The organism is Syntrophorhabdaceae bacterium (assembly GCA_028698615.1).
GTDB lineage: Bacteria > Desulfobacterota > Syntrophorhabdia > Syntrophorhabdales > Syntrophorhabdaceae > Delta-02.
On record JAQVWF010000003.1, the window covers coordinates 48,825 to 72,856 of the forward strand.

The 24,032-nt window shown below is 55.4% G+C and carries 26 protein-coding genes; 8 read left to right on the forward strand and 18 right to left on the reverse strand.

All coding sequences use genetic code 11. The annotated features are described in order from the left end of the window. Positions 1-64: 64 nt before the first annotated feature. The 6 genes from PHC90_02075 to PHC90_02100 form a co-directional block, all read right to left on the reverse strand. Positions 65-1,195 carry an AAA family ATPase gene (locus PHC90_02075; GenBank protein MDD3845129.1) on the reverse strand — a complete coding sequence of 377 codons (1,131 nt, stop codon included), beginning with the start codon at positions 1,193-1,195 and terminating at the stop codon, positions 65-67. Between the two features lie 183 nt (positions 1,196-1,378). Then, positions 1,379-2,434, reverse strand: a complete 1,056-nt coding sequence (thiH, locus tag PHC90_02080) for a 2-iminoacetate synthase ThiH (protein MDD3845130.1) — start codon at positions 2,432-2,434, stop codon at positions 1,379-1,381. Then, positions 2,424-3,200, reverse strand: a complete 777-nt coding sequence (locus tag PHC90_02085; GenBank protein ID MDD3845131.1) for a thiazole synthase — start codon at positions 3,198-3,200, stop codon at positions 2,424-2,426. Before PHC90_02085 ends, thiH begins: the two co-directional genes overlap by 11 nt. 1 nt (position 3,201) lies before the next feature. Continuing rightward, entirely contained in the window at positions 3,202-3,402 is a 201-nt protein-coding gene (gene thiS, locus PHC90_02090) for a sulfur carrier protein ThiS (protein MDD3845132.1), read from the reverse strand. Further along, positions 3,399-3,992 carry a thiamine phosphate synthase gene (gene thiE / locus PHC90_02095; protein MDD3845133.1) on the reverse strand — a complete coding sequence of 198 codons (594 nt, stop codon included), beginning with the start codon at positions 3,990-3,992 and terminating at the stop codon, positions 3,399-3,401. Before thiE ends, thiS begins: the two co-directional genes overlap by 4 nt. A 96-nt stretch (positions 3,993-4,088) precedes the next feature. Continuing rightward, entirely contained in the window at positions 4,089-4,535 is a 447-nt protein-coding gene (locus tag PHC90_02100; GenBank protein MDD3845134.1) for an Rrf2 family transcriptional regulator, read from the reverse strand. A 201-nt stretch (positions 4,536-4,736) separates the two neighbouring features. Between PHC90_02100 and nifU the strand changes: the two genes are divergently transcribed. From nifU to PHC90_02115, 3 genes are read left to right on the forward strand one after another with little or no spacing between them, the layout of a single operon-like run. Continuing rightward, entirely contained in the window at positions 4,737-5,573 is an 837-nt protein-coding gene (gene nifU / locus PHC90_02105; protein ID MDD3845135.1) for a Fe-S cluster assembly protein NifU, read from the forward strand. After that, positions 5,570-6,751, forward strand: coding sequence for a cysteine desulfurase NifS (gene nifS, locus PHC90_02110; GenBank protein ID MDD3845136.1), 1,182 nt, complete (start codon positions 5,570-5,572; stop codon positions 6,749-6,751). The genes nifU and nifS overlap by 4 nt, the downstream gene beginning before the upstream one ends. Positions 6,752-6,763: 12 nt before the next feature. Next, positions 6,764-7,717 (forward strand): hypothetical protein, encoded by a 954-nt coding sequence (locus PHC90_02115; protein ID MDD3845137.1) that lies wholly within the window; start codon positions 6,764-6,766, stop codon positions 7,715-7,717. A gap of 25 nt (positions 7,718-7,742) precedes the next feature. Here PHC90_02115 and larE read toward each other — a convergent pair whose 3' ends face one another. From larE to PHC90_02130, 3 genes are all read right to left on the reverse strand, one after another. Next, a complete protein-coding gene (gene larE, locus PHC90_02120) occupies positions 7,743-8,552 on the reverse strand; it encodes an ATP-dependent sacrificial sulfur transferase LarE (protein MDD3845138.1) in 810 nt (269 codons plus the stop codon). 54 nt (positions 8,553-8,606) lie between these two features. Next, a complete protein-coding gene (gene cysK, locus PHC90_02125) occupies positions 8,607-9,602 on the reverse strand; it encodes a cysteine synthase A (GenBank protein ID MDD3845139.1) in 996 nt (331 codons plus the stop codon). Between the two features lie 174 nt (positions 9,603-9,776). Beyond that, on the reverse strand, positions 9,777-11,204 hold the full coding sequence (locus tag PHC90_02130) for a 4Fe-4S cluster-binding domain-containing protein (GenBank protein MDD3845140.1): 1,428 nt from the start codon (positions 11,202-11,204) through the stop codon (positions 9,777-9,779). A gap of 287 nt (positions 11,205-11,491) precedes the next feature. Here PHC90_02130 and PHC90_02135 point away from each other — a divergent pair, with 287 nt between their 5' ends. From PHC90_02135 to PHC90_02150, 4 genes are all read left to right on the forward strand, one after another. Next, the gene (locus PHC90_02135; protein MDD3845141.1) at positions 11,492-11,980 is read left to right on the forward strand and encodes an NfeD family protein; all 489 of its coding nucleotides are present in this window, start codon (positions 11,492-11,494) and stop codon (positions 11,978-11,980) included. Continuing rightward, positions 11,977-12,915 (forward strand): paraslipin, encoded by a 939-nt coding sequence (locus PHC90_02140; GenBank protein MDD3845142.1) that lies wholly within the window; start codon positions 11,977-11,979, stop codon positions 12,913-12,915. Before PHC90_02135 ends, PHC90_02140 begins: the two co-directional genes overlap by 4 nt. Positions 12,916-13,057: 142 nt before the next feature. Next, positions 13,058-13,492, forward strand: a complete 435-nt coding sequence (locus tag PHC90_02145) for a DUF3617 family protein (protein ID MDD3845143.1) — start codon at positions 13,058-13,060, stop codon at positions 13,490-13,492. Between the two features lie 23 nt (positions 13,493-13,515). Continuing rightward, a complete protein-coding gene (locus tag PHC90_02150) occupies positions 13,516-14,577 on the forward strand; it encodes a branched-chain amino acid aminotransferase (protein ID MDD3845144.1) in 1,062 nt (353 codons plus the stop codon). 109 nt (positions 14,578-14,686) lie between these two features. On the opposite strand, the gene PHC90_02155 is transcribed toward PHC90_02150, so the two are convergent. The 9 genes from PHC90_02155 to accD form a co-directional block, all read right to left on the reverse strand. After that, entirely contained in the window at positions 14,687-15,163 is a 477-nt protein-coding gene (locus PHC90_02155) for a ferritin family protein (protein MDD3845145.1), read from the reverse strand. Positions 15,164-15,285: 122 nt separating this feature from the next. Next, complete coding sequence (locus PHC90_02160) at positions 15,286-16,020, reverse strand: UDP-2,3-diacylglucosamine diphosphatase (GenBank protein MDD3845146.1); 735 nt, start codon at positions 16,018-16,020, stop codon at positions 15,286-15,288. A 9-nt stretch (positions 16,021-16,029) separates the two neighbouring features. Further along, complete coding sequence (gene rfbD / locus PHC90_02165) at positions 16,030-16,869, reverse strand: dTDP-4-dehydrorhamnose reductase (GenBank protein MDD3845147.1); 840 nt, start codon at positions 16,867-16,869, stop codon at positions 16,030-16,032. Further along, complete coding sequence (gene rfbB / locus PHC90_02170) at positions 16,866-17,876, reverse strand: dTDP-glucose 4,6-dehydratase (GenBank protein ID MDD3845148.1); 1,011 nt, start codon at positions 17,874-17,876, stop codon at positions 16,866-16,868. The genes rfbD and rfbB overlap by 4 nt, the downstream gene beginning before the upstream one ends. Next, on the reverse strand, positions 17,869-18,324 hold the full coding sequence (locus PHC90_02175) for a dTDP-4-dehydrorhamnose 3,5-epimerase family protein (GenBank protein ID MDD3845149.1): 456 nt from the start codon (positions 18,322-18,324) through the stop codon (positions 17,869-17,871). Before PHC90_02175 ends, rfbB begins: the two co-directional genes overlap by 8 nt. Before the next feature lie 16 nt (positions 18,325-18,340). Then, a complete protein-coding gene (locus PHC90_02180; GenBank protein ID MDD3845150.1) occupies positions 18,341-19,069 on the reverse strand; it encodes a sugar phosphate nucleotidyltransferase in 729 nt (242 codons plus the stop codon). 16 nt (positions 19,070-19,085) lie between these two features. Next, on the reverse strand, positions 19,086-21,137 hold the full coding sequence (lptD, locus tag PHC90_02185) for an LPS assembly protein LptD (protein ID MDD3845151.1): 2,052 nt from the start codon (positions 21,135-21,137) through the stop codon (positions 19,086-19,088). Then, a complete protein-coding gene (locus PHC90_02190; protein ID MDD3845152.1) occupies positions 21,124-22,395 on the reverse strand; it encodes a bifunctional folylpolyglutamate synthase/dihydrofolate synthase in 1,272 nt (423 codons plus the stop codon). Before PHC90_02190 ends, lptD begins: the two co-directional genes overlap by 14 nt. Next, the gene (accD, locus tag PHC90_02195; GenBank protein MDD3845153.1) at positions 22,392-23,255 is read right to left on the reverse strand and encodes an acetyl-CoA carboxylase, carboxyltransferase subunit beta; all 864 of its coding nucleotides are present in this window, start codon (positions 23,253-23,255) and stop codon (positions 22,392-22,394) included. The genes PHC90_02190 and accD overlap by 4 nt, the downstream gene beginning before the upstream one ends. Before the next feature lie 50 nt (positions 23,256-23,305). On the opposite strand from accD, the gene PHC90_02200 reads away from it, so the two are divergent. Further along, the gene (locus tag PHC90_02200) at positions 23,306-23,929 is read left to right on the forward strand and encodes a CocE/NonD family hydrolase (GenBank protein ID MDD3845154.1); all 624 of its coding nucleotides are present in this window, start codon (positions 23,306-23,308) and stop codon (positions 23,927-23,929) included. Positions 23,930-24,032 lie beyond the last annotated feature (103 nt).

The window sequence follows — 24,032 nt, forward strand, 5'->3', positions numbered from 1 at the left end:
TCATTTGTAGTTTTATAGCACTAATACATCACCAACAAGTGTCAAATAGCTTTCTCAAACGTTCTTACTTTCGCCGAGCCAGGGTCCTGTCGGCATAACGCGGGTCGTTGGTCACCTTTCTTCCGATGGTGACGAAAGGCGGTATGGCGGTCGGTCTTCCCCCGTCCGGCCCGGGAGACTCCGCGAGGAGCACCACGAGCCCTTCGTGCCTTCCCTTATACCTGTCCAACTCAAAATACTGGTTGTTCCAGAGAAAACATATGCGCTCCTTGCTGAGAACCTCCGCCCTGGGGTCCATGAGACGGGTGAGGCTCAGATATTGCTGTTCGGGTATGAGCTCTTCTTCTTCAACGGGGAGACTGCCTCCGCCTGCATACCGCGTCCGTGCCAGAAAATGGAAATAGACGCCGTCCTGCCCTCTCCTGCGTATCCTCGTCACCTCCCTTTTGTCCCTGGAGCGAAGATACGCCTGTTCCATATCGATCCTCTGATGGGCCGGGAGGGCTGCAAGCTCGACATGACCGACGATGTATTTCTCCCCCGTGGGAGGCACATCGGGGATACCGAGAAAACGCGCTATCGCAGAGAAGGTTCTCTTGATCTTCCCTTCGAAATCGGTGCTGTTGTCGATAATCTTGAAGCGGGGATGACCGAGCCAGCTCTCCTGTGTCCTGAGGTCAATGTACAGGGCCTCCTCGGGCGTCTCAAGCCGGGCCGAGTTGTTCTCCCCGGTGTAATATTCGGCGGCGCCGTCCGCTGCCGTGACAAGGTGGATGACGCCGTCATAGCGGTGGCGGATGGCGGCCCGGGTCAAGCTCTTCCTCTTCAAAATGCCATTGAAGACGTCATCGGCGAGGAAGGCCCTGATGTCCATAATGCCTCTGTCGAGGAGTATGACCTTCCTGCGTTCGGGGAATATCCGTGATACGGCCTGCTTGTATGTGTCCTCGAAGGACATCTGCATGTCGAAGATGGCCTCCTCGAAGACCACGATCTGGCCCGGTTTGTCCATCTTGCGCCGGTCGATGCCGTTTCCCGTGATAAGCGTCGCCGTCTCGGGCACCACAAAGACCATGAACCCGTGGTCCGAAAGTTTTTCCGTGAGGTAAGCGAGGGAAGAACTCTTGCCCGAACAGGGCCCCCCGGTAAGAACGATCATACTGACAGGCTGCAGCAAACGGGAACTAACTGGCAAAGAACCTCCGGCGAAAACTGGTTGCTTTAAACGCGCTTCATCTTTGACCGTCATCCCGGACCTGATCCGGGATCCAGAGTCTTTTCATCCCCACTTTTTTCCTGGATTCCCGCCTGCGCGGGAATGACGAAGAACACTTTCTTGCTCTCTTCTTGTAGCGCTCAAGCGATTCAATCCGTCTTCTCAGCTGTTCACTATGTTCCGCCAGTCGGTCACGACGGGGTCGAAGCCTTTTGCCCTGAGCATGGCCTTGATCTCATCGAAGCTGCGCGGGTCGAAGACGTGGAACTGGCCGTCCTCGTATTCCGTTGTCCCCTCGACGTATCCCCCTACCCGCGTGGAAGACCCGGCCGACATCTTTGTGACGCCGAACTCGATTATGCGGTCCCTGAACTCGGGGACCTCTCTCGTCGAGATGCTGATCCCTGCCCGGGGGAAAAAGAGCCGCGCGGCAGTCATGATCTTCAGCATCTCCTTGTCGGAAACCTCAATATAATGATGTTTGTCGTCGGCCACGCGTCTCAGCCGCGGAAAGGCAAGACCGAACTCGACACCGGGGTATTTCTTCTCCAGGTAACGGACGTGCTCGAAAAGGGCCACGACATCCCTGCGCCAGTCCGTGAGCCCCAGGAGGGCTCCCATCGATATATGCCTGATGCCGGAGCAAGCTATGCGGTCGGGAGCCTCAACACGGTAATCATAAACCTTTTTCGGACCCGAGAGATGAAGCTCGTCGTAGCGGGCCCTGTCATAGGTCTCCTGGTACAACGTCACCCCGTCCACTCCGGCAAGGTAGAGTTCCCGGTACTCTTCCTCCTCCAGGGGGTAGACTTCCAGGGCAACATAGGAGAAATGGCGTGATGCTATCCTGACGGCGTCGCGGATATACTGGGGAGAAGAGTGGAATCGTGACTCGCCCGTCAGGATGAGGACGCTGCGGTTCCCCGTGGCGGCGAGCGCCGCGCACTCCCGGTCTATCTGCTCCATGGTGAGCTTGCTCCGCGGCATACTCCTCTGAGAGGCATGGAAACCGCAGTAGACGCACTCATTCTGGCAGTAATTCGCTATGTAGAGAGGGGCGTAGAGACTGATGGTCCGGCCGAACTGACGCCTCGTCAACTCGCGCGCGGCATGCGCCATCTCTTCGAGGAGGCCCCTGTCCTCCACCGCAAATATGCGGCGAATGTCATCGATGGTCAGATGCGACAGGTCTATGCCGCGCAGATTCCTACTCATCATAGAGGAACCCCGTCAGCGGCGAGGAAGCGGTTGCTGCCGCCCTTTCCTCTCCCATCTTTGCGAGGTAAGCCATCCTGCCAGCCTCAACACCTCTCGCGAAGGCGGCGGCCATGAGAGGCGGGTCCTCGGCATCGGCCACGGCCGTGTTTGCCAGCACGGCATCGGCCCCGATCTCCATGGCCTCGGCGGCGTGCGACGGACGTCCAATGCCTGCGTCGACAACTATGGGAACCTTGGTGATCTCCTCTATCAGCACCTCAATGAGGGCCCGCATTCTCAAACCCTGGTTCGAGCCGATAAGGGAACCAAGGGGCATAACCGCGGCCGCGCCAGCGTCAACAAGCGCCTTCGCCACATAGAGGTCGGGGCTCATATAGGGAAGCACAACAAAGCCTTCAGAGGCAAGCATCCGCGTTGCCTTTATCGTTTCCTGGTTATCGGGCAGAAGATAGCGGCTGTCGTTGATGACCTCGATCTTTATCCAGTCCCCGTATCCCGCTTCCCTTGCTATATGAGCGATGCGGACGGCCTCCGCCGCGTTGCGCGCGCCCGATGTGTTGACCATGATGGTGGTGCCCTCGGGGATGAAGGAAAGGATGTTCTCCTCCGTCTCGTCGAGATCTATCCTGCGCAGCGCCACCGTCACCAGTTGTGAACCGGAGCGTACGATCGCCTGCCGCATGGCCTCCTTATCGCCAAACTTCCCCGTTCCCAGAAAAAAACGGCTGTTGAACTCCCTGCCGCCTACTATCAATTTGTCTGCCATATCACCCTCCTCCCACGAAGGACACCAGCTCAACCCGGTCACCCTCAGAAAGGACGGTCAGAGACCACTGGTCGCTCTTCACGACGCCATCGTTGAGGACAAGGATCACCTTGTCGGGGTTCGCCTTGCCGGAATGGACAAGCCTGTGGAGATCCATGCCTTCCGCGATCTCCGTCGACCTGCCGTTGACTGTTATCTTCATTTCACTGCCTTCTTTATTCTCTTCAATAATTCCACCGCGTCCGAGCAGGCCCTCACGACCCCGATCGTCTTCGCCCCCGCGGCCAGCACGTCGTCGATGTTTGAAAGGTCGATGCCGCCGATGGCCACGGCAGGGATGTCGAGATGCTCCGCCGCTTCCCTGACGTAGGCGAGTCCCACGGCGGGCCTGCCGGGTTTTGTAGGCGTGGCATAGACGGGCCCGGTGGATATGTAGTCGGCGCCATCCTCTATAGCCTGTCTGCCCTGTTCGAGGTTGTGGGTCGTTTTGCCCACGATCATTTCTTCACCAACGATGGCCCGCGCCTCCCGCGTGGACATATCCTGGCCAACATGAACACCGTCCGCTCCGACCTTCACCGCCAGATCGGGGTCATCGTTGAGGATGAAAATAAAGGGCTTCACCTGCCTGTAGCTTGCAAGCTCACGCGCTTTCTCGAGGATGGCACCCTCATCGCTCGTCTTGTCCCGAAGCTGGACGATGGCGGCTCCGTCATCGACCGCCCGCTTCAGTTCCCGGACGGATGACGACACGATGTACAGGTCATTTGCAAAGGGTCGTTTCCGTGTCATTACTGCTATTAAATTACATCAAAACGGACGGTAAGTCCAAGGTCTTCTTGAAGACAGGCAGGTGGTTGATATTGTGGGCGGGGACCACCCGGGGCTCTAGATGTAGTACATCATGGAGTCCTGCCGGCGCTTGACCTGCTGCATCTCAACAAGCGATGCAAGCGTGTAGCCGCTCAGGACTTCTTGTATCTTACTGCCCAGTTCTCCCCAGACATCGCGCGTAACACACGCATCCGATCTGGAGCAGGCCGATGTGTTATTGACGCAGTCAACGAGATTGCAGGGACCCTCAAGTACGGTAATGATATCATTGAGCGTTATCTGATCGGGTGACCGGGTCAGAAGATAACCGCCCCTTCTACCCCGCTGGGCCTTGACAATGCCGCCCTTGTGCAAAGCTGAAAAGATGTGCTCCAGGTATTTCTCGGAGACTCCCTGGCGACGGGCGATCTCGGAAAGGAACACGGGTGTCCCGCTGGCTCCGTTCAAGGCAAGGTCGATCATTGCCCGTAATCCGTATCTTCCTTTTGTAGATATCTTCATTTTATCGCCTACTAACTTTATGGGAATAGTATAGATATTGTGTTGACATGTGTCAACGGGTTTCTTATATTGCTACAGTCCTCAGGGAAAGATACGCTGCTACCTTTGATAGTGAGCGACAATAAGGTAGAATACAGTTATATACCGGGTGCCGGAGGAATCGCCGCCACCTTCATGACAGATCAAGGAAAGGAGCTTATCATGTGGGAATATACGGATAAGGTGAGGGAACATTTTCTTAACCCCAGAAACGCCGGTGAGATCGAGAATCCCGATGGCGTTGCAGAGGTAGGCTCCATTGCCTGCGGCGACGCTCTCAAGCTTACCTTCAAACTTGACGAGAACAAGCGCATCGCCGATGCAAAGTTCAAGACCTTCGGTTGCGCAAGCGCCATCGCCTCGGCCTCGGCACTGACGGAAATGCTTAAAGGAAAGAGTGTCGAAGAGGCGATGAAGATAACGAATCAGGATATCGCCGACTACCTGGGCGGGCTTCCCCCCGAGAAAATGCACTGCTCCGTGCTCGGCCAGGAGGCCCTCGAAAAGGCCATCGAGAACTACCGGGGCGTCTCTCACAAGAAACCGGACGAGGAGATCGTCTGTGTATGCTTCGGAGTCACCGACGGCGAGATAGAACGGGCCGTCAGGCAGAACCACCTCACCACCGTTGAAGACGTCACGAACTTCACAAAGGCCGGGGGCGGCTGTGGTAATTGTCATGAAAAGATCCAGGCCATCATCGACCGTGTTTACGCGACACAGAAACTCGAGCAAGGCCCCGTGGAGAGACCGAAGCTCTCCAACATCCAGAAGATCCGCATGATCGAAGAGACGATCGAACGGGAGATACGGCCCTCCCTCAAGCACGACGGCGGTGATATCGAACTCGTCGACGTGGTAGGTAACAGGGTGCTTGTCGCAATGCGCGGCGCCTGCGCCACCTGCCAGGCATCCCAGGCCACCATGAAGGGGTTCGTGGAGTGGAAGCTCAAGGAATTTGTCTCACCGGAACTTGTTGTCGAGGAGGTGGCATCATGAAAACGGTCTATCTTGACAATAACGCTACGACCATGGTGGCCCGCGAAGTCCTCGACGAGATGCTTCCCTATTTTCACGATTATTACGGGAACCCGTCGAGCATGCACTCCTTCGGCGGGCAGGTGGCACGCAAGCTCGCCGATGCCCGCCAGAAGATCGCATCGCTCCTCGGGGCCGACCCGGAGGAGATCATCTTCACAAGCTGCGGCACCGAAAGCGACAACACGGCCATAACGTCGGCCCTTTCGAACAGTCCCGGAAAAAACCACATCATCACGAGCAGGGTTGAACACCCCGCCGTGAAGGTGCCCTGCGAGCACCTTGCGCAAAAAGGATACCGCGTGACCACGCTCTCCGTGGACACGGAAGGCAGGCTTGACATGGACGAATACGAGGCAAGCCTGACCCCGGACACGGCGCTCGTGAGCATCATGTGGGCCAACAACGAAACGGGCGTCATCTTCCCCGTGGAAAAGGCCGCCCGCCTTGCCCGTGAGCGGGGAATTCCTTTTCACACCGATGCGGTTCAGGCCGTGGGGAAGATACCCATCAATATGAAAGGCAACTCCATCGACATGCTCTCCCTTTCGGGGCATAAGCTGCACGCGCCGAAGGGCATCGGAATACTTTACGTCCGTAAAGGAACCCGTTTCTCCCCCTTCCTCATCGGCGGCCACCAGGAAAAGGGCCGCCGCGGGGGCACGGAAAACGTCCCGAGTATAATCGCCCTTGGCAAGGCCTGTGAATTGGCCGGCGAAAATATGCAAAAGGAAAACACTTATGTCAGGTCGCTGCGCGACAGGCTGGAGACAGAACTGCTCAAGGCCATCCCCAACAGCAAGGTGAACGGCACCAGCGATGACCGCCTCCCCAACACGACAAACATCAGCTTTGAGTTCATCGAAGGCGAGAGCATCCTTCTGCTCATGGACCAGTTCGGCATATGCGCCTCATCGGGTTCCGCCTGTACATCCGGTTCATTGCAGCCGTCCCATGTCCTGAGGGCCATGGGCGTTCCTTACACGATGGCTCACGGATCCGTCCGGTTCAGTCTCAGCGTCTACAACACTGCGGAAGATGTCGACCTCGTAATCAGGGAACTGCCGCCCATCATTGAGAAGCTCAGGGTGCTTTCACCGTACTGGACGGCACAACAGGGCGCTTGCGCCACCACGTGAGGAGATGGGAAGATGAGTGAAGAACGGAACGCAAAGGACCGGTGCAGGGAAGACATCGCCGCCGCACATGATCTGCGGGCGCGCATCCCTTCCCTTGTCGCCCGGGTGGTCTCACAGTACGACAAGGACGGCCGGTTCCACCATATCGGCCCGGAGCCGATACCCTCTCGCAAGGGGATAATCGATATCATATACAAGACCGTCCCCATCCTCTTTCCGGGGTTCTTCTCCGGAAGACGTCTCGATGACATAAATGCGCAGTACTACCTGGGCGAAGAGATAACCGAACTCTTCGAGATGCTCGCGATACAGATACAGCACGCCATACGTCACGACTGCATCCGCTTCAACCGGCCTTGTATCCGCTGCGAGGAACGAAGCCAGGAGATCTCGCTGAAATTCATCGAAGAGATCCCGCAACTTCAGGAAACGCTCTCAAAAGACGTGCGCGCCGCCTTCGAAGGCGATCCAGCCTCCCGCCATTTTGACGAGATCATCTTTTGCTATCCGGGACTTTTAGCCGTGGCCGTTTACCGTGTAGCCCACTGGCTGCACACGCATGAGGTCCCGCTTGTTCCCCGGATCATGACGGAATACGCTCACAGCCGCACGGGTATCGACATCCACCCGGGCGTTGTCATCGGCGAGAGCTTCTTCATCGACCATGGCACCGGCGTCGTCATAGGGGAAACAACGGTCATCGGAGACAGGGTCCGCCTCTACCAGGGCGTTACCCTGGGAGCGCTTTCGCTCAGCAAGGATGAATGCCCCGTCCTCAGAGACAAGAAACGCCATCCCACGATCGAGGACGACGTGATCATCTATGCCAACGCAACCATCCTGGGCGGCAAGACGGTCATCGGCGCCCGCTCGACCATCGGCGGCAACGTGTGGCTCACCGAATCCGTTCCCCCCGACACGTCGGTATTCCTAAAAAAACCCGAACTGGTGATGAAGAACAAGTAAAGACGGTTTCACGTTTCAGATAATTCTATCCTTCATTCATACTGCCCGTCCTGTACCCGTGAAGATCAAGAGCGATATATGTGAATCCGATGCGCATCAATTCCGCCGCTATTCGGTCTCTGTGTTCGAGAATTACGGGGAAATCTCTTTCTTCGGCTTCAATGCGGGCGGTATTGCCATGGTGCCTTACGCGCACCTGGGATACACCAAGGGCCTTTATGAATGCTTCCGACAGTTCTATATCTTCAAGCCTCCTGGCCGTTATGGCCGTCCCGTACGGGATTCTTGACGACAGGCATGCCTGGGCGGGCTTGTCGTGCGTCCTGAGTCCCAGTTCCCTGGAAAGCAGCCTGATCTCCTCCTTCGTCAGAGCGGCTTCGAGAAGCGGACTTTTCACTTCAAGCTCCACGCATGCCCTTCTGCCGGGCCGGAAATCCTTAAGGTCGTCCACGTTGGAGCCCTCGAGGATCAAGAGATACCCTTCCCGTCCGGCGATGTCCCGGACGGCCTTGAAAAGACGGGTCTTGCAGTAATAACAACGGTCGCGCGTGTTGGCGAGGAAGTCTTCGTCCTCCATCTCCGTGGAGTCGAACATGACCATGCGCGCGCCCAGGTCGGCGGCCAGTTCCTGCGCCTCCTGCCTTTCCGCGCGGGGATATGACGGCGAGACAGCGGTCACGGCAAGCACGTTCTCGCTTCCCAGCACATCGATGCTCACCCTGAGGAGAAAGGTGCTGTCCACACCGCCCGAGAACGTGACGGCAACCTTCTCCATGGACCTGACGGATCCTCTCAGGTCTTCGTATTTCCGCTGAAGTTCATCTGTTATCTGCATGCCGTCGCCTCTATCTCCACCGGGGCGCCGCGTGGAAGAGCACCTACCGCCCCTTTAGATCGGGACATCCGAGGCACCGGCCGATTCGATGCCGCCAAGGAGCCCTTCAAAGAGCACCGTCGAAAGGTAACGTTCGCCTGCATCGGGCAGTACGACGACGATCGTCATCCCGGCGCTTGCCGGCTCTCTGGCCAGTCTCACGGCAACGTGTGTTGCGGCCCCGCAGGATATGCCGCTTAAGATCCCCTCTTCCCGGGCAAGGCGCCTCGCCATTTCAATGGCCTCATCATCGCTGACCGTCTCTATGCGGTCGACAAGGGAAAGATCGAGGACCTTCGGAACGAAGCCGGCGCCGATCCCCTGTATCTTGTGGGGCCCGGGCTTCAATTCCTGGCCCGCTTTCGCCTGGGTAAGGATGGGGGAGTGGATGGGCTCTACGGCAACGGAGACTATCTTCTTCCCTTTCGTGAGTTTGAAATACCTGGATATCCCCGTGATCGTGCCGCCCGTCCCGACACCGGAAACAAGGATGTCCATTTTCCCGTCTGTGTCGTTCCAGAGCTCAACGGCTGTCGTCGCCTCATGGATCGCGGGATTGGCCGGGTTCTCGAACTGCTGGGGAAGGAAATACCGCGATGTATCGCTGCCGGCGACCTCTTCGGCCCTGGCCACGGCCCCCTTCATCCCTTTGGCCCCTTCCGTGAGGATGATGTTGGCCCCGAGGGCCTTGAGCACCTTTCGCCTCTCTGTGGACATCGTCTCCGGCATGGTAAGGGTCAGTTTGTATCCCCTGGCGGCGGCGACAAAAGCGAGGGCGATACCGGTGTTGCCCGACGTGGGCTCGATGATCTCCATACCTGGTTTCAGTCTGCCCGTCTTTTCCGCATCCCACACCATTGCGGCTCCAATCCGGCACTTCACCGAGTAGGCGGGGTTACGGCCTTCGACCTTCGCCAGCACCGTCGCCTTCGCGCCCGCCGTCACCTTATTGAGACGGACCAGCGGCGTTCTTCCTATCGAAAAAGAGTTATCCTCAAATACCGTTGCCATCGGTGGCCTCCTTTTTGGTCCCCCCGGGTCTGCGTTCCAACTCCCCGCCGAAGAGACAGGATTCGTATAAAACAACCCTTTCGCGCTGTCAACAGGATACATTCACTGGCTTCATCAGAGCAACGGCGTTCAGCGATCAGATGGGATTGGCTGCGCTTGCCCGGGATCGAGGCATCAGCAATGTATGCGCGATTTCGCAACTATACGATTCATGGGGCGCGTCACATAGTACTCAAGGAGTCGCTCGTTGAAATCCCTCTCGATGTTCTTGCTGAGACATTCCCCCCGTATGAAGGGGACAAAAGGGCAACTCCATCCGGTAAGGTCCGCGTGCTCTTCCTTCGTCCTTTCCATCACACCGTCATAGAGATCGGCGATCCACCGTGCATAGCTATCGCATTGACCTTCACCGAGCCTTTCCCAAAAATCGTCCCCATAGGAGCCGAAGGTTATCTCCGTTCCGGCAAAACGCTGGCAGGGATGAATGGCGCCATCAGCGCAAAAGACCATTTGTCTCATTCCGGCGGGACAGGTGAAGTGGGCTCCCGTTATCATCTGCACAACGGCGAACTTCCATTCCCCGTCAAACTCGATACCGTATTTCTCCGTTGCCAGATCCATTCTCCTGATGGCTTCGAACCTCTCCTCTTCCGACAACTCTATCTTTCTCTCCTGTGCCGACTGACCGCAAAATATGTTGGCTGTGATGTTCCGTATCCCGATGGCAGCCATCTCATCTACAAATTGGTCGATATTCGAGAAATTGGCCTTGCTGAGAACCGTCAAAACGTCGCACTCCACGCCGGTGGCGATTATGCGTTTCAAGTTGTGGACAACCCTGTCAAAGGTGCCTTTTCCGGTATGGTCGACTCTTCGTTTGTCGTTGTCGTCCCTGACCCCATCGAGGCTTACCTTGAATCCCAGCCGGGATCGATTCTTTACTATCCAATCATACTCATCTTCCTTCAGATTGAAGGCATTCGTGAATACTTTGAACGTGGTATCAATCCCGTATTCTTCGGACATGACAACCGCCCGGTCGTAGATCCGGCTCATGGTTGCAAAATTCAAAAGAGGCTCGTAGCCAAGAAAGGATATGAGCAGTGACGGAACCCCCCTTTTTTTCAAATAGGGGAACAGACCCCGGAGGACCTCATCGGCAAACTCACTCGTCATGTGGCTGCTTTTAAAATCGTAAAAGGTGTGATAGCAACCCTTGCAGGCAAGGTTGCATTTGGCGGAAACGAGAAAGGTCACCTTCGATACCCTGGCGATCTCGTTCCTGCGTCTTGCCATTGCGACATACTCCGTGAACATATCCCGGACGTTCCTGCTTTCCTCTACCAGGAAATGTTTTTCATAGAGTTCCCTTATCAGCACCGAGGGTTCGCACCGGCACATCCCCGATATTCCCGTCACCGCGGCCCGCGCCGACGCAGGGATATCGAAGAATCCGAGGACATCGATCATCTCAGTCCCGTATGACGTCAAATTGCCATGCAATTTGCTGTAGACCCTCACCTCATTCTCATCCAGTTGCTTCACCGCCAGAAAGGGCGACTTCTTCAACACAACATCGGGCGGCATCTCTGTCGGATTCACGTGTATTTCTCCCATCTTCAGTGTGGTTCGTCAAAAACCCGGGTTGCGCCTTTCCTGCCAGCTTGTTTTCCTGTCATTACAATGGGTTTTATATAAAATGACTGTCCACCTCTGTCAAGATACACCAGATGACGTAAAATACTCAAGTACCGCCGGTGGATGATGTTCTTGTGCGCCCGGTGCCGTTCCGGATAAAAGCGATCCCCAATGTGACGTATTGTTGTTTTATTAAGGAACTCAATCTGCTAGAATCCATACAATGAGATCCGGGCAAGCGGGGTGATGATATGGAAGCATTCAAAGATTGGCTGAAACCCGAATTGATATGGTTTCTCATCGGCCTTGTGCTGATGCTTCTGGAATTCGTTCTGCCAGGCTTCATCGTTTTCTTCTTCGGCGTCGGGGCCTGGATCGTGGCGCTCATTTGCCTCTTTACCGACATATCCATCAATGTTCAGCTCATCCTGTTCCTCGTGGCCTCGGTCCTGCTTCTTGCATCATTGAGAAAATGGGTGAGGGGCGTCTTCGTCGGCTACAAGAAATATGGCCGGCCGTCCGATGACGATCTGTCGGAATTTACGGGACAAAAGGCCGTGGTGACAAGGAAGATCGACCCCGTCATGGGCGGCAAGGTGGAGCTTCACGGCACAAGTTGGAGCGCCGAAACGAACGGAGGTGAACCCATAGAGGAAGGAGCCCTCGTGGAAGTCACCGGCAAGCATGGCCTGACACTGAAGGTCAAGAAATATCCTGCAAAGGGAGGGGATACATTATGAACTTTTTTACTGTTATCATTCTTGGCCTCATTATTATCGTCGTCGTAGCCTTTTCGAAGACCATTCGCATCGTTCCGCAGAAAGTCGCTTTCATCATCGAGCGTCTCGGCAAATACAACGCGACGCTGGACGCGGGCCTGCACGTTCTCATACCCTTCATAGACAGGGTCGCTTACAAGCATACGTTGAAGGAGCAGGCCATCGACGTCGCTTCCCAGACATGCATCACCCGGGATAACATCTCCGTAGAGGTGGACGGCATCCTGTACCTCCAGGTGGTCGACGCCCAGAAGGCATCTTACGGGATCAACAACTACCAGTTCGCCGCCATGCAGCTCGCCCAGACAACCATGAGGAGCGTTATCGGAAAGCTTGAACTGGACAGGACCTTCGAGGAACGGGAGACGATCAATACCACCATCGTGGAGGCCGTCGACAAGGCATCAGATCCCTGGGGTGTGAAGGTGACGCGGTACGAGATAAAGAACATCGTGCCCCCGCAGAGCATCAAGGACGCCATGGAAAAACAGATGCGGGCCGAGAGGGAAAAAAGGGCCGTCATCGCAGAGTCGGAAGGCGACAAGCAGGCGAAGATCAATCGCGCCGAAGGCGTCAAGCAGGAAATGATCGCCACCTCCGAAGGTGAGAAACAAAAACGGATCAACGAGGCAGAAGGCCGCGCGTCTGAGATCGTACGCGTTGCCACGGCGACCGCCAACGGCCTTCGCGAGATCGCCCTTGCCATAAACGAACAGGGCGGCATTAACGCCGTGAACCTGCGCATCGCCGAGCAGTACATAAACGAGTTTGGAAAGCTGGCAAGGACGAACAACACCCTGATCCTCCCCGCCAACCTCGGCGACCTCGCAGGTCTGGTCTCGACTGTGACGACGATACTCAAAGACGAGACGAAAACGCCGGGAAAACAAGCGTGATCTATCAACAGGTCCTATAGGACTTGCACAACCTGTAGGACCTGTCTTTTTTCTTCTTTCGTCTTTTTATTTGACCCAACCGCCTCATTAGTGATACTTTTTTTTACCGAAACATTTATCAGAAAACGACCTGGGAGGACACATGAAAGTGAGCATTCTTGCAGCACTCGCCATGGTTTTGGCGTTTGTATGGTGTGGCGGCGCCGGCGCCGCGGAGCCTAACATGAAGGACGGTCTCTGGCAGATCACGACAAAGGTCGAAATGAAGGGCATGCCCGTCAGTATTCCGCCCTCCGTTACGAAACAGTGCCTCACAAAGAAGGACAGCGTACCGCAGTCCAGGGATAAGAACTCGAACTGCAAGATCATCGAGCAGAAGGTAAGCGGCAACACCGTAACATGGTCATCGGTCTGTAAGGAAAAGGACAGCACCGTGGAAAGCAAGGGGAGCATTACATACAAGGGCGATACCTTCGACGGGACAACAACGACAAATATCAAGGACAAAACCCAAAAGGCACAGCAGGTCTCCACCAAGATGAGCGGGAAACGGCTCGGGCCCTGCGACAAGAAATAGCAAAAAGAACGCGAGGAACGGCTTTGAAGATCAAGATAAGGAAGAGCAGGAAAACAACGATAAACGAAGTTGATTTTGACAATCTGGAATTCGGCGTCCACTTCTCAGACCACATGTACTACGTCGATTACGGGGACGGACAGTGGGGTGACCCGCGCATCGAACCTTACGGCCCCATGAAGATGTACCCGGCGCTGAGCACTCTCCATTACGGACAGGCCGTTTTTGAAGGCCTCAAGGCCTTTCGCGGCGTCGATGGGAAGATCCGACTTTTCCGCCCGGACAAGAACCATGAGAGATACAACCAGTCCTGTGAGCGCTTGTGCATCCCGACGATCTCCTACGAACTCTTTTTCGAAGGGATGAAAAGGCTCGTTCACCTCGATAACGCATGGATACCGGATAAACGGGGCTGCTCCCTTTATATCAGGCCCTTCGTTTTTGCAACGGATAATTTTCTCGGCGTCAGGGTTTCCCATGCGTACCGGTTCATGATCATAACCTCACCTGTCGGAGCCTACTACAAAGAGGGTCTCAACCCGGTCAAGCTCATCACGTCCGGAGAGTTTGTGCGCGCTGTCAGGGGCGGCCTGGGTGCGGTAAAGACCCCGGCAAACTACGCCGCTTCCCTGTATCCCGGCGAGATGGCCAAGAAAAAAGGCTTCACCCAGGTACTGTGGCTCGATGGCATCGAGAACCGGTGTATCGAAGAGGTGGGAACGATGAACATTATGTTCGTCATAGACGGCACAGTGGTAACACCGCCTCTTGAAGGATCGATCCTGCCCGGCGTGACCCGCAATTCCGTCATTTCACTGGCAAAGCATTGGGGTATTCCCGTGGAAGAGAGAAGGATCACCATAGACGAAGTCATGGCGGAGGCGAAAAGCGGGCGCCTTCAGGAGGTTTTTGGCACGGGGACGGCCGCAGTTATCTCACCCGTGGGCTGGATCCGGCACAACGATGACATGGTCACCATCCACAGCGGTGAAATAGGCCCTGTTTCGCAGAGACTGTACGACGAGATCACCGGCATGCAGTACGGCGAAAAAACCGACCCATTCGGCTGGTGCGTCACGGTCTGAGTATACTTGCTATCCTGAAGGGCAACCGCTTCGTGAGGGTCTTTCTTCCTCACGCCGGTCGCGGGCCTCATAGCAAAGCTGGGCTACGATCTGTTCACCAGAAGATGGGTCACGTGTATTTCTTTTTCATCTTTGCCAGTTCGTGGAAGTGTCTGCGTTCTTCTTCTATGATCCTGTCGATCGCGCCGTAGTGCTTTTCGTCGATAAACTGTTTTGCCTCGTGATAGTACAGGATCGAATCCGCCTCGCGTCCCATGGCGAAGTGGATTGCCGAGGGCGCATCCAGAGAATCCGACATCGCCTGGGTGCTGGTATCTTTCGTGAATACCGCCTTGCCGTCAACATAGTCCCGCAAATAGGCTGCATATTCACCACGGAAGCTTTCCGCCAGGGGGTTTGTCTCGACACCCGAGAGCATCTCCTCAAAGATCCTCTTGTGCCGAACCTCTTCATCGGCAAGATGGTTGAACAGGTCCCTCACTTCTTTGTCCACGGCGTTGATGGCCGCCTTGTGGTAGAACATCTCACCGTCTTCTTCGATCCGGATCGCAAATTGAAGGATGTCGCCTGTGCTGAAGATATTCATGGTGCCCTCCTTTTTCGGTTATGCAACACCCCCGTTCGTCCCAGACAGGGATCGTGAAGGACAGAACCGGGGCTATCATTATATATATTGTTCATCAGGCGGATTGGCAACCCCCTTTTTTTTCAGCCGGGGACACCCTTCCTGTTTTCGACGGGGCCGAGAGTCCTGAGAGAGAATCCCGAAGAGGTCTCATAGGAGACAAAGCTTGCGTATGACACGAGGTCGCCCGTGTTGAGGTACCGCTTCTTTGCCGGGCCGTCGCCTATCTCGACGATGTCGGGTATATGGGAATGAGCAAGGATCACCACGTCGTACCCTTCGGAGAATTTCGTCCTCGCATGGGACCTGAACACATCCCGCACCATCTCGTTGTATCCCTTGCTCTTGCGGGACAGAAGGGGGCGCATAAGCGTCGCTATGCTCCAGGTCAGATCCGGGCCAAGAAAATCCATGATGCCGTAGAAAAAGGGCCGCTTGAGAAGACGGCCAAGGGAAAGCCTGGCAAAACCGTCGCCATGGGCCAGAAAGACCCTTTTCCCATCTATGTCGAGGCTGAGTTCCGTCGCACAGGTGACCCCGGTATAGTCCTCAAAATACTTCCCCAGGGAGAATTCATGGTTCCCCTCCAGGAAGAACACGCTCTTGCCGCGGCCGACAAGGTTCCTGAAGCTGTCAGCCATGGTACGATACCAGGGGTATATGTACCCGTTATAGCCATGATAGAAATCGAAAAGGTCGCCAAGAACGACGACCATGTCGGCATCCTCGCAGTAATCGGCGATGAACCGCAAGGTGAGGACAGCCCTGTCAACGCTTGTGCGGGTCATGTGCACATCGGAAAAGAAAACTATCTTCATGACAGGTCTCTAACCCCCGGTTGCCAGGTATTCCCTGAGGGCATCCATCCAGTTGCGCATCCCTATCCCCGTGGCCCGCTCGAGCTTCGTGAGGTCGAAGACGGAACATGCAGGCCTCGCGGCCTTTCTGCCCAGTTCTCGCGATGATATGGGAATTGTCTCGACATTCATGTTCCCGATGGAGAAGATGGCCCTCGCAAATTCGAACCACGTGCATGAACCACTGTTCGATACGTGATAAATACCCGTGAGTCCTTTCGCGATGATAGAGATGATGGGCGCGGCAAGGTCCAGGGCGTACGTGGGAGACCCTCTCTGATCGTCCACAACCCGCACGCTTCCCTGTTCGCGCGCCAGCTTTCTTATCTTGTCGACAAAGCTGGTCCCGCCTTTCCCGTAAAGCCACTGGGTCCGCACGATGGCAGCGTCGGCAAGCCGTTCAAGGACCATCCTCTCGCCGGCGAGCTTTGTTCGGCCATAGACCGAAGCGGGGCCGGGTTCGTCGTCCTCCCGGTAAGGTGATCCCTTCGTGCCGTCGAAGACATAATCGGTGCTGACATGGACAAGCCGCGCTCCGGCGTCCGCACAGAGTCCCGCCACTGTTCCCGCCCCGTCCGCGTTTACCTTTCGCGCGACGTCAGCCCTGTCCTCACACCCGTCCACATCGGTCATGGCGGCCAGGTTGAGCACCACGTCGGGTCGGTGCAGGTTCATCAATTCCTTGCCTGCGGAGGCGGAGGTAATGTCCCATTCATCGATGTCATAGACTGCGAGTTCAAAACGCTCGCCGAGAAGCGGAAGGATGTTTCTCGCCAGTAATCCCCTGCCGCCGGATATGAGGACCTTCATCGATTCCCGTACATCTTTTCATAGTAATCGAGATATTCCCCCGTCTTGATCCTTTCCCACCAGCCCTTGTTCTTCACGTACCAGTTGACGGTGTCGCGCATGCCCTCCGAAAAATCCACGGAGGGACTGTAACCCAGTTCCTCCGTTATCTTTCGGGAATCGATGGCGTAGCGGCGATCATGGCCGGGCCTGTCCTTCACGTACCGGATGAGGGACCGGGGCTTGCCCAGCGCCTCAAGGACGAGTTCGACGATCTCGATGTTCGTCCGCTCGTTCGAGGCCCCGATATTGTATACATTGCCGTCCTCACCCTTGTGGACAACAAGGTCAATGGCGGAGCAATGGTCCTTGACATGGATCCAGTCGCGCACGTTGAGTCCGTCGCCATAGACGGGCAATTCCCTGTCCGCGAGGGCATTGGTTATCATGAGAGGAATGAGTTTTTCCGGAAACTGGTAGGGCCCGTAATTATTGGAACACCTCGTGACGATGACGGGCATCCCGTATGTCTTGAAATAGGCCATGGCCAGTATGTCCGCCGCCGTCTTTGAGGCCGAATAGGGGCTGTTCGGGGAAAGCGGCGTATCTTCGCGGAAGGCCCCGCTGTCACCGAGGGAACCGTAGACCTCGTCCGTGGATATCTGGACAAAGCGTCTGACCCCCTTCTTTCTCGCCATCTCGAGAAGGTTGAAGGTGCCGTTTATATTGGTCCTGATGAACGTGTCGGGATCCATGATACTTCTGTCCACGTGGGATTCGGCCGCAAAGTTCACGACGACATCGATGGACCTCTCGAAAACAGGCTCGATATCGCCCATGGAAGCGATATCGCCGCGCACGAAAATGTACCTGCCCTTCCCCTCGATGTCCTCGAGGTTCTCGAGATTGCCCGCGTATGTCAGTTTATCCAGGTTGATAACGGTGTAATCGTACCTGTCCAGCATGTGGCGCACGAAATTGGTCCCGATGAAGCCACAGCCGCCGGTGATGAGTATCGTTTCAGCCATCTTTCCTCTCCCAGCTGTACGGTATGTCATTCACGTGGGGATCGATCCTGAATTCGTCGGGCTCCCGGTAATTGTAGGCCATGGTGGGGGCATTTATGATGATGGCCTCCTCGAGGCTCACGCATTTCCACCCGTGATAGACCATCCGCGGAACCTTAACGAGTCTGGGATCGTACTCGCCCGCATAGAGTTCGTTGACCTCTCCCCGCGTGGGAGATCCCTCGCGGTCGTCGTAGAGGACGAGCTTTATCATTCCCCTGATGCAGGCGATGAAGTCGTCCTGCATCTTGTGGTAATGCCACGCCTTCACCACCTGGGGATATGTGGTCGTCATGTAGACCTGGCCAAATCCGGCGAAGATGTCGTCGTCGCTGCGCAGGATCTCCATCAGCCTGCCCCGTTCATCGGGTATGACCTTCAATGTCTTTATTCCGACTCCGTCTATCATATATCCTCTCCCGGGGCTACCTGTTGTTGGCCCCTGTCTGTGAAACGAGCATGCTGGCCCGAAGGAGCGATTCGAAGGTGCCCGCGTCCGTCCACCACCCATCGAGCATCTCCCAGGTCATGGTGCCGGCCTTGACATAGGCGTTGTTCACGTCGGTGATCTCAAGCTCGCCCCGCTCAGACGGTTTGAGGGTCTTCACAATGTCGAAGACGTTCGCGTCGTAGAGATAAATACCTACAACGGCAAGGTTGCTCCCGGGATTCTTCGGTTTCTCTACGATGTTGACGAGCTTGCCGCCCGTCAACTCGGCAACCCCGAACCTCTCCGGATCGGGGACCTCCTTGAGCATGATCTTCGCTCCCGCCTTCTGCTCCTTGAAATCCTGGACGGCCTTGATGATGTTCCTTTCGATAATGTTATCGCCAAGGACGACGCAGATAGACTCTCCGTCGGCAAAATACTCCGCGAGGGACAGGGCATCGGCAATGCCGCCTTCACCTTCCTGATAGGTGTAGTTGAGGTGCTTCAGCCCAAAGTCCTTCCCGTTGCCCATGAGGCGCAGGAAATCCCCTGCGTGATTGCCTCCCGTCACGATCATGATGTCCGTGATGCCCGCGTTTATGAGGGTCTCGATGGGATAGTAGATCATGGGCTTCTCGTATACGGGGAGGAGATGCTTGTTCGTTATTCGTGTAAGAGGAGCAAGACGCGATCCCAAACCGCCTGCCAGTATGATGCCCTTCATATGATCGCTCCTCCCTTTATTGAGATGTGATGCCGGTAAGATCGAAGGAGATCTTGAAGCTCGTGTCCCTCGGCCTCTTGGTCTGCGACAGCGACAGCGTCGTGGACCAGCAGCCAGGTTTGTATCTCAGGCGATACTCCGTGTCGATCCATTCCTTTTCCATGAAGGTGTACCGTATGACATAGCCCGCCTCGAAGACGGAATATCCCCCGAACATCTCCACGAAGATATCATTGTTGAGCCCGGAATTGTAGTTGTGCGAAACGGCAGTGTTAAAAACCCCGGGTATCACGTATGACACACCGTTCCTCAATGTCTTCGCCCCTTCGCCGGTGACGCTGAACACGCTTTCGTGGGCGAAGCTAAGGTGGTCTATCGGCGACAGGGTGAATCTCACATCGATATCGGAAAAGCGCGATCCCGAGCCCTTGTAGAGTTCCGACTCCCCGAGATTGCCCGAAATGCCATAGGTCTGGGACACCTCCAGAAAGGACATCTCGCGCCTGAACCCGGACTCTCCCGATGAATCATAGAGATAGTGGTTGAAGGAATAGGTGACCGTATTCGTCTGGTTTATCCTGTCGTAGGCATCTATTTTCGGCGAGTCCTTGAAACCCGTGGCGGGGATGAACGTGTATCTTACAGTGGGCTTCAGCACGCTCTGCATGGATTCGAGCCAGGACCACCCGGTATTGTAGCCCCGCATAAACTGCATGTTCACGTCGCCGTCGAGACGAAAGGTCTGACGGTGTTTCGTGTTGCCGCCCATGGTGTCGCTGCGGTTCACCACGTAGGCGGTCTCGTAAGCGGTGGCGCTCAGGAGTGTATTCAAACCTTTGACCGAATAAGGCAGTCTCAGGGACGGGTCGATGGCGAGGCGCGTAAAGGTGTCGCCGGTGTCGCGATAGAAATTGGTCAGTGAACTGTTGAGATCGAGAAACATTTTTCCGCCAAGTACGGGAATATACTCGGTGAAATAGGTTATCTCGGGGTAATACTGGAACATCGAGCCGTTGTCCCTGACGAGAAGGTTCCTGAACTCGCTGAAACCCCCGGTAATGAGAGACTTCGGCAGGGGTTTCTCAACGAAGATCGTCGATTTGAGCTGACTTTCACTTCGTTCCTGGATGGATTTACCGAAATCCTTGAGATAATCGTTGTCGAAGACATGCCATATATTGGCTTTGAACTGAAGGTCCTTGAAGAAGACCTGCTGGTGTTTTGCCTTCACCTGGTATCGTGTATGTTTGAAATCCTCGTCATCGATAATGTTCCCTTCCAACTCCCCTTTCAGGTCTTCCCTCAAGGCATACCGGAATTGGCCGCCAAAGTTCACGCCTCTCTTCTCGATATATTCCCCGGACATCGTGGCGTCCTTGTCCTTTGAAATGGCCCAGAAATAGGAGAGCTTGAACTTCGCGCCATCCGTGGAAGAAAGGGCCATTTCGGGTATGAGGAACCCGGACTGCCTTTCCGCCTTGACGGGGAACATCCCCCAGGGGATATAGAAGACGGGAACACCAAGTATATGGAACGTGGTGGACCTTGTCTTTGCGTATCCCTCCACCGTTATGTCCACTTCGTCGGAGGTGAACGTCCATTCCGGTTTGTCCCACCCGCAGGTGGTGAATTTTCCCTTCTTGATCTTGTACTGGGATTCACCCGTTTTTTCGATCTCCGTGCCGTTGATGTAGACATTGCCGGTCTTTATGAACACCCGCGCCTTCTCCAGGGTCCCTTTTTTGGTATCGAGATTAAGCTGCATCTGTTCGCACTCGATACGGTCTCCCAGGTCTTCGTAGACGACATTGCCTTCAGCTGTGACGTCACGCGTGTTGTCATCGAGGAAAACGTAGTCTGCAAGGACGGTGCGTGTCGTCTCCCTCACTTCGACGTTTCCCCGGGCGGTATAGGTGTTCGCCGCGCGGTCATGTTCCACCTGGTCGGCGATGATCTCTATCGGCCCCTTGGCGGCCCCGCTGCGGACACCGACCTCTTGCCCGTAAGCTGCAAGGGGCGATAAAAGGGCAAACATCATTATGATGACAAGGACCCTAGAATATCTCATTGACGGCCCGTTTAGCCTCTCCGATCGTATAGAATGAACCGGTGACAAGGATGAGGTCCTCATTCCCGGCAAACTGCCGCGCTTTCCTGAGGGCGCTTTTCGTATCCTTCGTGACGATGGAATTGCGCGCCAGACCCCGCATGGTTTCCGCCTTCAGGGCCCGCTCCGTCTTCGGCTGTGTAAGTATGGCAAGATCGACACAGCCGTTCATCACCTCGAGCATCCTCCCATACTGTTTGTCGCGCATAACGCCGAAGACAAGGACCTTCCTGCGGTCGCGATACCGGGAGCTAAGGAATCGCTTCAACGCACGCACACCGGAAAGATTATGGGCCCCGTCGAGGATGACGAGCGGCTGCTCCCGCACCATTTCGAGACGTCCCTGCCATTTCACCGACCCGAGCGCGCCCCTCACATGATCCTCGCCTACAGAAAATCCGGCGCCCAAAAGCGATTCGACGACACATAGCGCAAGCGCCGCATTCGACAGTTGATGGTCCCCATCGAGGTTCAGAACAACATCATCATACTTCTGCGCGATCCCGCGGTAAGAAAAACGCCTATCGCCCCTTTTCCTGAAAATGAAATCCTTTCCCAGTACACGAAGGGGGCTGGCAAGTTCCTGGGCCCTTTTCGTGAGCACCGCCAGGGCCCTTCCTCGTGTGCCCGTTATTACAGGAACGCCCTGCTTCATGATCCCCGCTTTCTCACCGGCGATCTTTCCGATGGTGCCTCCCAGTTCGTTCATGTGGTCAAAGGCAACATTGGTGATGACCGTTGCCAGCGGCTCTACCACATTCGTCGAATCCAGTCTTCCGCCGAGGCCCGTCTCCACGACGGCAATGTCAACTCCCTTCCTCCTGAAATACTCGAAGGCAAGGGCCGTCGTGAAATCGAAGAATGTATAGAAGTGATCGGACCCGCTCCGATCTGCCCCCTCACGGATGTATTCCGTGAGCGAAACCACCTCTTCTTCGGTGATCTCTTCCTCGTCAACGGTGATGCGCTCCGTGAAGGAAACCAGATGGGGCGACGTGTACTTGCCAACCCGGTATCCTGCCGCCTTTAGGATGCAGGAAACCATCGTGGCCACGGAACCTTTGCCGTTCGTCCCCGCAATATGGACCGTCCTGAGAGACCTGTGAGGGTCGCCTATCGCAGCAAGAAGCCGGGATATATTCCCCAACCCGAAGACGGAGCCGAATTTCTCCAGGCCAAAAAGGTACTTCAGTGAGCTTTCATAGCCGGCATCATTCATGTGATCAGAGACAACAGCGTGTAAAGTGTCTGTTTCAGCTCTTTGCGGGAGGAGATCATGTCGACCATACCATGTTCCAGAAGGTATTCGGCCCGCTGAAACCCCGGAGGCAATTTGGCCTTGATCGTCTCTTTTATCACCCTCTCTCCGGCGAAACCGATCATTGCCTTCGGTTCGGCGATGATGACGTCACCGAGCATGCCCATGCTCGCCGATACACCGCCGAGGGTAGGGTCGGTAAGGACTGTTATGTAGGGAACCTTATTGCTTTTAAGGTGATAGATCGCCCCGGAGACCTTGGACATCTGCATGAGCGACATGATGCCTTCCTGCATCCTGGCACCGCCGGAGGAGCAAAAAAGGATGACCGGAGTTTTTTGCCTCGCCCCTTCCTCGAGTGTCCGGGTGATCTTTTCACCTACGACACTGCCCAGGCTGCCGCCCATGAAATGAAAATCGAAAATGGCTGCCAGAACGGGAATGCCGCCTATCTTTGCGTTGCCGCACACAAGGGCATCGAGGCGCTTCGCCTTCTCCTGGGTCTCGGAAAGCCTTGTCTTGTAAGGTTTGGTGTCTTTGAATTTCAGGAAGTCGACGGGCTCCACCCCTTCATGAAACTCGCTGAAGCTGCCTTTGTCAAAAGTGAGGGCTATCCTGTTCTCCACGGAAATGGGGAAGTGATAGAAACACTTGGGACAGACATGGCGGTTGCGCTCGACCTCTTTCCTGTAGAGAAGTTCCTGACATGAATTGCATTTTCTCCAGAGCGACTCTTCCTTTTCCGCCTTGGAAATCTCTTTCTCGATATCTATTTCACGGTAGGGTTTTTTCTCTTTATCCCTTTTTTTGAATAATCCCATCGCTTTTCCTGTTGAATTTTTGTTGAAAAACTACCAAAATAAGTATGTCTATGTCAATAGAAAGGGTCAACATCGAATCCGACCAGAGTCTCGAGGGGATGCTCCGCCGGCAGAGCAAGAAGGCGGGTGTTGTCATATGCCACCCCCACCCTCTTTACGGCGGCAACATGTACAATAACGTCGTCAGCGCCATTGAGGACGGCTACGCCGCGCAGGGCTTCACGACCCTGATCTTCAATTTCCGCGGCGTTGGGGACAGCAAGGGCGAGTACGACGAGGGAGAGGGGGAGGTCCACGACGCCACGGCCGCGTACCAGGTCTTGAAGAAACACCTCGATGACGACGCCAGCATCACCCTCGCGGGCTACTCCTTCGGCGCCTGGATCATCAGCAGGTCGGCGCTCGAAATGGACAGGTTCGACAGCCTTTTTCTTGTGTCCTTTCCGTGTCTTATATACAAATACGAGCATCTGAAGAACTTCAATAAGGAAATCTTCATCGTCGGAGGCACCTATGACGACATTGCCCCCATGGACGACCTCTACGAGTTATACCGGAACCTCACCACGCTCGACAAACACCTCAAGGTGATCAACACGACCCACTTCTATGCCGGAAAAGAGACGGAACTAATCGACTTCATAAAAGAAACGATACCGGCGAGAAGAAAATGACCTTTTCTCCCTTCTTCTTGAATAGATACCCGCTTTGTGTTAATTTGATTAACAGAATCCAGCGGGTTACGGCAGCCTGAAACGTAGGAAAATCTCCCGATCA

What these genes read in the sequence shown, in the direction of transcription:
- thiH (MDD3845130.1), bottom strand. Translation starts at nt 2,434, where the DNA reads ATGATGAGTAGGAATCTGCGCGGCATAGACCTGTCGCATCTGACCATC.
- PHC90_02085 (MDD3845131.1), bottom strand. Translation starts at nt 3,200, where the DNA reads ATGGCAGACAAATTGATAGTAGGCGGCAGGGAGTTCAACAGCCGTTTT.
- thiS (MDD3845132.1), bottom strand. Translation starts at nt 3,402, where the DNA reads ATGAAGATAACAGTCAACGGCAGGTCGACGGAGATCGCGGAAGGCATG.
- thiE (MDD3845133.1), bottom strand. Translation starts at nt 3,992, where the DNA reads ATGACACGGAAACGACCCTTTGCAAATGACCTGTACATCGTGTCGTCA.
- PHC90_02100 (MDD3845134.1), bottom strand. Translation starts at nt 4,535, where the DNA reads ATGAAGATATCTACAAAAGGAAGATACGGATTACGGGCAATGATCGAC.
- nifU (MDD3845135.1), top strand. Translation starts at nt 4,737, where the DNA reads ATGTGGGAATATACGGATAAGGTGAGGGAACATTTTCTTAACCCCAGA.
- nifS (MDD3845136.1), top strand. Translation starts at nt 5,570, where the DNA reads ATGAAAACGGTCTATCTTGACAATAACGCTACGACCATGGTGGCCCGC.
- PHC90_02115 (MDD3845137.1), top strand. Translation starts at nt 6,764, where the DNA reads ATGAGTGAAGAACGGAACGCAAAGGACCGGTGCAGGGAAGACATCGCC.
- larE (MDD3845138.1), bottom strand. Translation starts at nt 8,552, where the DNA reads ATGCAGATAACAGATGAACTTCAGCGGAAATACGAAGACCTGAGAGGA.
- cysK (MDD3845139.1), bottom strand. Translation starts at nt 9,602, where the DNA reads ATGGCAACGGTATTTGAGGATAACTCTTTTTCGATAGGAAGAACGCCG.
- PHC90_02135 (MDD3845141.1), top strand. Translation starts at nt 11,492, where the DNA reads ATGGAAGCATTCAAAGATTGGCTGAAACCCGAATTGATATGGTTTCTC.
- PHC90_02140 (MDD3845142.1), top strand. Translation starts at nt 11,977, where the DNA reads ATGAACTTTTTTACTGTTATCATTCTTGGCCTCATTATTATCGTCGTC.
- PHC90_02145 (MDD3845143.1), top strand. Translation starts at nt 13,058, where the DNA reads ATGAAAGTGAGCATTCTTGCAGCACTCGCCATGGTTTTGGCGTTTGTA.
- PHC90_02155 (MDD3845145.1), bottom strand. Translation starts at nt 15,163, where the DNA reads ATGAATATCTTCAGCACAGGCGACATCCTTCAATTTGCGATCCGGATC.
- PHC90_02160 (MDD3845146.1), bottom strand. Translation starts at nt 16,020, where the DNA reads ATGAAGATAGTTTTCTTTTCCGATGTGCACATGACCCGCACAAGCGTT.
- rfbD (MDD3845147.1), bottom strand. Translation starts at nt 16,869, where the DNA reads ATGAAGGTCCTCATATCCGGCGGCAGGGGATTACTGGCGAGAAACATC.
- rfbB (MDD3845148.1), bottom strand. Translation starts at nt 17,876, where the DNA reads ATGGCTGAAACGATACTCATCACCGGCGGCTGTGGCTTCATCGGGACC.
- PHC90_02175 (MDD3845149.1), bottom strand. Translation starts at nt 18,324, where the DNA reads ATGATAGACGGAGTCGGAATAAAGACATTGAAGGTCATACCCGATGAA.
- PHC90_02180 (MDD3845150.1), bottom strand. Translation starts at nt 19,069, where the DNA reads ATGAAGGGCATCATACTGGCAGGCGGTTTGGGATCGCGTCTTGCTCCT.
- lptD (MDD3845151.1), bottom strand. Translation starts at nt 21,137, where the DNA reads ATGAGATATTCTAGGGTCCTTGTCATCATAATGATGTTTGCCCTTTTA.
- PHC90_02190 (MDD3845152.1), bottom strand. Translation starts at nt 22,395, where the DNA reads ATGAATGATGCCGGCTATGAAAGCTCACTGAAGTACCTTTTTGGCCTG.
- accD (MDD3845153.1), bottom strand. Translation starts at nt 23,255, where the DNA reads ATGGGATTATTCAAAAAAAGGGATAAAGAGAAAAAACCCTACCGTGAA.
- PHC90_02200 (MDD3845154.1), top strand. Translation starts at nt 23,306, where the DNA reads ATGTCAATAGAAAGGGTCAACATCGAATCCGACCAGAGTCTCGAGGGG.